The 6,000-nt window shown below is 69.6% G+C and carries 8 protein-coding genes; 5 read left to right on the top strand and 3 right to left on the bottom strand.

The window, feature by feature from the left end; translation table 11 throughout:
• The first annotated feature begins 90 nt into the window (after positions 1–90).
• Together IF11_RS0135185 and IF11_RS0135180 are read left to right on the top strand one after the other, a co-directional pair.
• On the top strand, positions 91–297 hold the full coding sequence (locus tag IF11_RS0135185; protein ID WP_030355880.1) for an acyl-CoA-like ligand-binding transcription factor: 207 nt from the start codon (positions 91–93) through the stop codon (positions 295–297).
• Between the two features lie 105 nt (positions 298–402).
• Positions 403–1,968 carry an MDR family MFS transporter gene (locus tag IF11_RS0135180; protein WP_030355879.1) on the top strand — a complete coding sequence of 522 codons (1,566 nt, stop codon included), beginning with the start codon at positions 403–405 and terminating at the stop codon, positions 1,966–1,968.
• Between the two features lie 74 nt (positions 1,969–2,042).
• On the opposite strand, the gene IF11_RS39700 is transcribed toward IF11_RS0135180, so the two are convergent.
• A complete protein-coding gene (locus tag IF11_RS39700) occupies positions 2,043–2,339 on the bottom strand; it encodes a hypothetical protein (RefSeq protein ID WP_078491085.1) in 297 nt (98 codons plus the stop codon).
• Positions 2,340–2,549: 210 nt separating this feature from the next.
• Between IF11_RS39700 and rpmF the strand changes: the two genes are divergently transcribed.
• The 3 genes from rpmF to IF11_RS0135160 all read left to right on the top strand — a co-directional run bounded on the left by rpmF (position 2,550) and on the right by IF11_RS0135160 (position 4,155).
• Entirely contained in the window at positions 2,550–2,720 is a 171-nt protein-coding gene (gene rpmF / locus IF11_RS0135170) for a 50S ribosomal protein L32 (protein ID WP_030355877.1), read from the top strand.
• 3 nt (positions 2,721–2,723) lie between these two features.
• Entirely contained in the window at positions 2,724–3,680 is a 957-nt protein-coding gene (locus tag IF11_RS0135165; protein ID WP_030355876.1) for an ATP-binding protein, read from the top strand.
• 82 nt (positions 3,681–3,762) lie between these two features.
• Positions 3,763–4,155 (top strand): SCO5389 family protein, encoded by a 393-nt coding sequence (locus tag IF11_RS0135160; protein WP_030355875.1) that lies wholly within the window; start codon positions 3,763–3,765, stop codon positions 4,153–4,155.
• A 64-nt stretch (positions 4,156–4,219) separates the two neighbouring features.
• On the opposite strand, the gene IF11_RS0135155 is transcribed toward IF11_RS0135160, so the two are convergent.
• Both IF11_RS0135155 and metF read right to left on the bottom strand, forming a co-directional pair.
• On the bottom strand, positions 4,220–4,834 hold the full coding sequence (locus IF11_RS0135155; RefSeq protein WP_078491084.1) for an anthrone oxygenase family protein: 615 nt from the start codon (positions 4,832–4,834) through the stop codon (positions 4,220–4,222).
• A 221-nt stretch (positions 4,835–5,055) separates the two neighbouring features.
• On the bottom strand, positions 5,056–6,000 hold the full coding sequence (metF, locus tag IF11_RS0135150) for a methylenetetrahydrofolate reductase [NAD(P)H] (protein ID WP_078491083.1): 945 nt from the start codon (positions 5,998–6,000) through the stop codon (positions 5,056–5,058).

Here is a 6,000-nt window from a genome sequence, read left to right as displayed (position 1 = left end):
CTTTGTGGGTCGTGCCGTTGGCCGCCTGGGTACCGCGGCCGGCCTCCGCGGTGCGGCCGTGGACGCACGGCGCCGTGATCGACATCGAAGGTGCAGTGGGGGCCCTGCGCGCATGTCCCGGACACCTCGGCGCTCGGGCTCTACCCGCGGCTGCTCGCCGCCGTCGCCACGACGGCCGTACGGGTCGCCGTCGAGCACTGGTGCGCGCAGGGCCCGGAGGTCACCTTCCCGGACATCTTCCGGCGGGTCTTCGCCCATCTGGCCGCCGGCCTGCCCGAACCGCCCGCCGACGGCTGACATCCGGCCGCCCACCCTTTCACCGCTTCCACCCACGCATCGACCATGGACTTGAAGAAGGACACCTTGAGTGCAATAGAGGCGCCCGAGCAGGCGCCGACCTCCATGACCAACCGGCAGATACTCCAAGCCATGTCGGGGCTGATGGCCGGCATGTTCGTCGCCATCCTGGCCGGCACGGTGGTGGCCAACGCCCTGCCCCGGATCATCGCCGACCTCAACGGCAGTCAGTCGTCGTACACCTGGGTCGTCACCTCCGAACTGCTCGCCATGACGGCGACCGTGCCCCTCTGGGGCAAGCTGTCGGACCTCTACAACAAGAAGCTGCTGCTTCAGCTGTCGCTCGCCATGTTCGTGGTCGGGTCCCTGCTGGCCGGCTTCTCCCAGGGCGTCGGCCTGCTCATCTTCAGCCGTGTCGTCCAGGGCATCGGCGCCGGCGGTCTGACCGCGCTCGCGCAGATCGTCATGGCCGCGGTCATCCCGCCCCGGCGGCTGGGCAAGTACTCCGGGATCTTCGGCGCCGTCTTCGCGGTCGGTACGGTCGCCGGGCCGCTGATCGGCGGCGTGCTGGTGGACACCTCGTGGCTGGGCTGGCGCTGGTGCTTCTTCATCGGCGTGCCGTTCGCCCTGGCGGCGATCCTGATGCTCCAGCGCACGCTGCGGCTGCCCACGGTCCGCCGCGAGGTGAAGATCGACTACCTGGGCGCGTTCCTGATCGTGGCGGGCGTCTCCGCGCTGCTGATCTGGACGTCCCTGGCGGGCAACCAGTTCGACTGGGCGTCCTGGCAGACCTTCGCGCTGACCGCGACGGGTGTGGTGCTGCTGGTGGCCGCGGTCTTCGTGGAGGCCAGGGTGCCCGAGCCGGTCATCCCGCTGGACATCTTCCGCAACCGCACGGTCACCCTGACCACGGTCGCCAGCCTGCTGGTCGGTGTGGCCATGTTCGGCGGCACCGTCTTCCTCTCGCAGTACTTCCAGATCGCGCTCGGCAAGTCCCCGACCGTCGCCGGGCTGATGAGCCTGCCGATGATCCTCGGTCTGCTGGTGTCCTCCACGGTGGCCGGCCAGATCATCAGCGCCACCGGCAAGTGGAAGGTCTATCTGATCGCGGGCGGCGTGATCATGACGGCCGGTCTGGGCATGCTGGCGACCATCAGCGCCGACACCGGTTTCGGTCTGCTCAGCCTCTACATGGCGGTGCTCGGTATCGGCGTCGGGCTGCTGATGCAGAACCTGGTGCTGGTGGCGCAGAACGACGTACCGGCCGCTGAGCTGGGCGCGGCCACGTCCGTCCTGTCGTTCTTCCGCAGCATGGGCGGAACGATCGGTACGAGCGTCCTCGGCGCGGTGCTCGCCAACCGGGTGGCGGCCGAGATGACCAAGAGCCTGGGCGAGTCCGGCCAGGGTGCGTCCGGCGGCTCGGGCCATGGCGCCGTACCCGATATGTCGAAGCTGCCCGCCGCCATGCGGGAGATCGTGGAGCACGCCTACGGTGTGGCCACGGCGGAACTCTTCCTCGTCGCCGCGCCGTTCGCCGCACTGGCGCTCGTCGCGGTGCTCTTCATCAAGGAGAAGCCGCTCAAGACCACGAGCGGGATGGAGCGGCTCGCGGAGGAGAGCAAGCAGGCGGAGGAGAACGCCAAGGCGACTCCGCCCGCCCCGGTGGGCTGACCCTCCCGTAACCCCTGACCACTACGGCCCCGGCCGCGCCCTCTCGGGTGCGACCGGGGCCGTACGTGTAGGGGTCAGTGGTCGTCCCAGTGACCGTCGTGCTCGGCGTGGCGGTGTCCGTCGTGCACATAGTCCACATGGCCGTCATGCGGCACTGCCACATGTCCGCACCCCTCGCCGTGCTGGTGCGCATGGCCACTGTGCGGGGCGTGGGCTCCGGGCTCACATTCGTCCACGTGATCGTCGTGGACCGCGTGCACATGGCCGTCGTGCACATAGTCCACATGCCCCTCGTGCGGGAAGGACACATGGCCGCAGCCCGCGCCGTGCTGGTGCGTGTGGTTCGGGTGGGGGGCGTGCGCAGTGGTCATGGCTCTCTCCAGATCATTCGGGGAAGGCCGGCCGTGCCCGGTCCCGTCGGCGGCGCCCGGCCCGATGTCGCCTCCCCAACGAGCCGTGCGACGGGCGCGTCACCGTCGGTGCGGCATTCGAGTACGAGGCGGTTTTGGTAACGGTGTTCATTTGCATGTAGCGTTTCGACGGCATCACGATCCACGCTCCGTGCACCCAGGAGGTCCGCCATGGCCGTACCCAAACGGAAGATGTCCCGTAGCAACACCCGTCACCGCCGGGCCCAGTGGAAAGGCGTCACGCCGACCCTGGTGCCTGTCACCATCGACGGTACGTCCCATCTCGTACCGCAGCGACTCGTCAAGGCGTACGAGCGCGGCCTGCTGGCCCCGGAGGGCTGAGCCGTGCGCGTAGCGTTCGTCGGCAAGGGCGGCAGCGGCAAGACCACGCTGTCGGCCCTCTTCGCCCGGCAGTTAGCCGCCGAGGGTGCGCCCGTGGTCGCCATCGACGCGGACATCAACCAGCATCTGGCCGAGGCTCTCTCCCCCGGGGAGAGGGAGAGCCATACCGCGCCACCGCTCAGCTCGCGCACCGGCGAGATCAAGGACTGGCTGCGCGGGGACAATCCGCGGATCGCCTCACGCGAGGAGATGATCAAGACCACTCCGCCGGGACGCGGTTCGCGGCTGCTGCGGGTCCTCGGAGAGGACCCGGTGCACGCGCACCACGCGCGGCCGGTGGGCGGGGTGCCGCTGATGGTGACCGGGGTGTTCGACGACAGCGATCTCGGGGTGGCCTGCTACCACTCCAAGCTCGGGGCCGTCGAGCTGTATCTGAACCATCTGGTCGACGGTCCCGGCGAGTATGTCGTCGTGGATATGACCGCCGGGGCGGACGCGTTCGCCTCCGGCCTGTTCACCCGGTTCGATCTGACGTTCCTGGTCGCCGAGCCCACGCGTAAGGGCGTCTCGGTCTACCGCCAGTACCGCGATCACGCACGGGAGTTCGGGATCGCGCTCGCCGTGGTCGGCAACAAGGTCACGGGCGAGGACGATCTCCTGTTCCTCAAGGAGCATGTCGGGGACGATCTGATCGCCTACTGCGAGCAGTCCCCCTGGGTACGGGCGCAGGAGCAGGGCCGTACGGGAGGCGGGCTCGAACCGCACAACGCGCACACCCTGCGCCAGTTGCGCGCCGCGGTCGACGCGCGGCCCAAGGACTGGGACATGTTCCAGCGGCATGCCATCGAGTTCCATCTGCGCAACGCGCGCGCGTGGGCCGACCGGGCCACCGGGAGCGAACTCGCGCTTCAGGTCGACCCCGGTTTCCGGCACGGTCCGGACGCTCTCAGCCCGGTCTGACCCACTGCGTTCCGCCGCGCCGTCGCACCGTCTCCTCCCCCACCGGGCCCCTGTGACCCCCAACCCGACAGGACACGCACTCATGTCACTCGATGTCTCCCCCAAGCTGCTCGCCGACGCCGAGAACGGCCCGGTCCGCGAACAGGACTTCGTGGACACCGTCCGGACCTCCCTGCCGTACGCGTACTCCCTCATCGCCGGTCTGGTCGGTGAACTGCGCGACAGCGATGCCCCGTTCGCCGACAACCAGACGCCGCCGCCCTCCGAGCGCGAGCGCGGCCAGCTGCTGCGCGCTCTCGCCAGCGACGCCATCCGCTCCAGTCTGGAGCGGCACTTCGGGGTCACCCTGGCGTTCATGAACTGCCACCGGGTGGCCGTCTTCCGTCCGGAGGACCAGGGCGGTGCGACGCACACGCGGTTCACCTCGCCGCGCTCGCAGATCCTCAACCAGTCGCCCGAGTTCCGGGACTGCTGAGCGAGGACGGAGCGGGGCGGCGGGGCTCTCCTGGCCTCGCCGCCCCGCTCACTGCCGCCGTGGCTCAGACGCCGTGCGGGCGCATCGGGTGGGTGGTAGCGCCGGTACCGGCGCCACGTCCGTGCAGCACCAGGGCGCGGGCGAGGAAGCCGAGCGCCGCCGTGCAGACCAGGGTCCGCACGATATTGCTCGTCTCCCACGTGCCCTTGAACTTCTCGACGATCGAGAAGTCCGTGATCTTGGCCGGGTCACCGGCGGCGGCCAGCTCGTTGTTGAGCGGGATATTGACGCTGAACGTGATCATCAGGGCCACCAGATAGAGCGCGGCCGCGGCGCCGATCCAGAGCGCGGCGCCCCGTCGGCCCTGGCGGTGCTCCAGGAACGCCGCGACCGCCGCGGCCAGCAGCGCTCCGATGAAGACCATGCCGAAGAGCCCGTTGCCGTCGATCAGGGCGTTGAAGTTCTGCATCGCGTCGACATACGTACGGTCGTCCGTCCTGGCCAGGCCCGGCATCACCGAGATGTCGTACGCGAAGAAGAGACCCGCCATCAGCCCCATGGTGATGGTGGCGATCATCAGCAGCGGCCCCACCGCCTTGCTCCGGCGCACGGGCGCCACCGCGGGGGCGGGCGGGTAGGCGGCGTAGGGGTTCGGGGTTCCGGTCGGGTTGAAGCTCATGGGACTTCCTTGTCTGGTGGTCGAAGCCGTCCGATACGAGGTGATCCGGCGACCGCCACGGTGTCGTCGCCAACGCCGCCGCCGACATGTGACACGGCTTTCTCACGTACTGCGTCAGGGGACCAGTCAAGTACAGCGCGGTGAGACGGGACATAGCCACGAAGCTCAGGTCCATGTTCCAGCGTCCAAACCGGCGGACAGCTCACCGGCGGGCCGTCGGATCAGGTACGGGTGGCGGCCAGGGGGCGGTCGCGCCGTACCGCCACGCCCAGGTTCTGATGGATCTCCATCGTGGCCGTGGAGCGGTTGAGGGTGATGTAGTGCAGTCCGGGGGCGCCTTCGGCGAGCAGCCGTTCGGCCATGGCCGTCGCGTACTCGACTCCGATGCGATGCCCGTCCTGCGGCCGGTCGCGGGCCTCTTCGAGCCGCTGGGCCAGCGCGTCGGGGAAGCGGGCGTCGCTGAGTTCGGCGAAGCGGCGGATCTGCCGTACGTCCGTGGCCGGCATGATCTCGGGGACGATCGGGGTCGTACAGCCCGCGGCCTCGATCCGGTCGCGGAGCCGCAGATAGTCCTCGACGTCGAAGAACATCTGCGTGATCGCGTAGTCGGCGCCCGCACGGCACTTGGCGACGAAGTGGCGGATGTCGCTGTCCCAGTCGGGCGAGCGCGGATGGCGCTCGGGGAAGGCGGCCACCCCGACGGTGAAGTCGCCCAGTTCCCTGATGAGGGTGACGAGTTCACTGGCCTGGCCGAAGCCCTCCGGATGGCGGACCCACTCGCCGCGCGGGTCGCCGGGCGGGTCGCCGCGCAGCGCGAGCACGTCCCGGATACCGGCGTCCGCGTACTGGCCGATGATGTGGCGCAGTTCGGCGACCGAGTGGCCGACCGCGGTGAGATGCGCGACTGGGCGCAGCGTGGTCTCGGCGGCGATGCGCTTGGTGACCTCGATCGTCCGGTCGCGCGAGGAGCCGCCGGCGCCGTAGGTCACGGAGACGAAGGACGGCGCGAGCGCCTCGATCCGGCGGATCGCGTTCCAGAGCGTGCGTTCCCCCGCCGGCGTCTTGGGCGGGAAGAACTCGAAGGAGTACGAGCGCTGCCCGTCGGCCATCAGGGCACGCGGGCCCGGCCTGGGATGCTGCGGGAGGTCCGCGGTCTCTGCCGCCAT

The organism is Streptomyces scopuliridis RB72, from assembly GCF_000718095.1.
In the GTDB taxonomy this organism is placed as follows: Bacteria; Actinomycetota; Actinomycetes; order Streptomycetales; family Streptomycetaceae; genus Streptomyces; species Streptomyces scopuliridis.
This window is presented reverse-complemented; position numbering and strand designations above follow the sequence as displayed.

What these genes read in the sequence shown, in the direction of transcription:
- IF11_RS0135155 (WP_078491084.1), bottom strand. Translation starts at nt 4,834, where the DNA reads ATGAGCTTCAACCCGACCGGAACCCCGAACCCCTACGCCGCCTACCCG.
- IF11_RS39700 (WP_078491085.1), bottom strand. Translation starts at nt 2,339, where the DNA reads ATGACCACTGCGCACGCCCCCCACCCGAACCACACGCACCAGCACGGC.
- IF11_RS0135160 (WP_030355875.1), top strand. Translation starts at nt 3,763, where the DNA reads ATGTCACTCGATGTCTCCCCCAAGCTGCTCGCCGACGCCGAGAACGGC.
- rpmF (WP_030355877.1), top strand. Translation starts at nt 2,550, where the DNA reads ATGGCCGTACCCAAACGGAAGATGTCCCGTAGCAACACCCGTCACCGC.
- IF11_RS0135180 (WP_030355879.1), top strand. Translation starts at nt 403, where the DNA reads ATGACCAACCGGCAGATACTCCAAGCCATGTCGGGGCTGATGGCCGGC.
- metF (WP_078491083.1), bottom strand. Translation starts at nt 6,000, where the DNA reads ATGGCGGCAGAGACCGCGGACCTCCCGCAGCATCCCAGGCCGGGCCCG.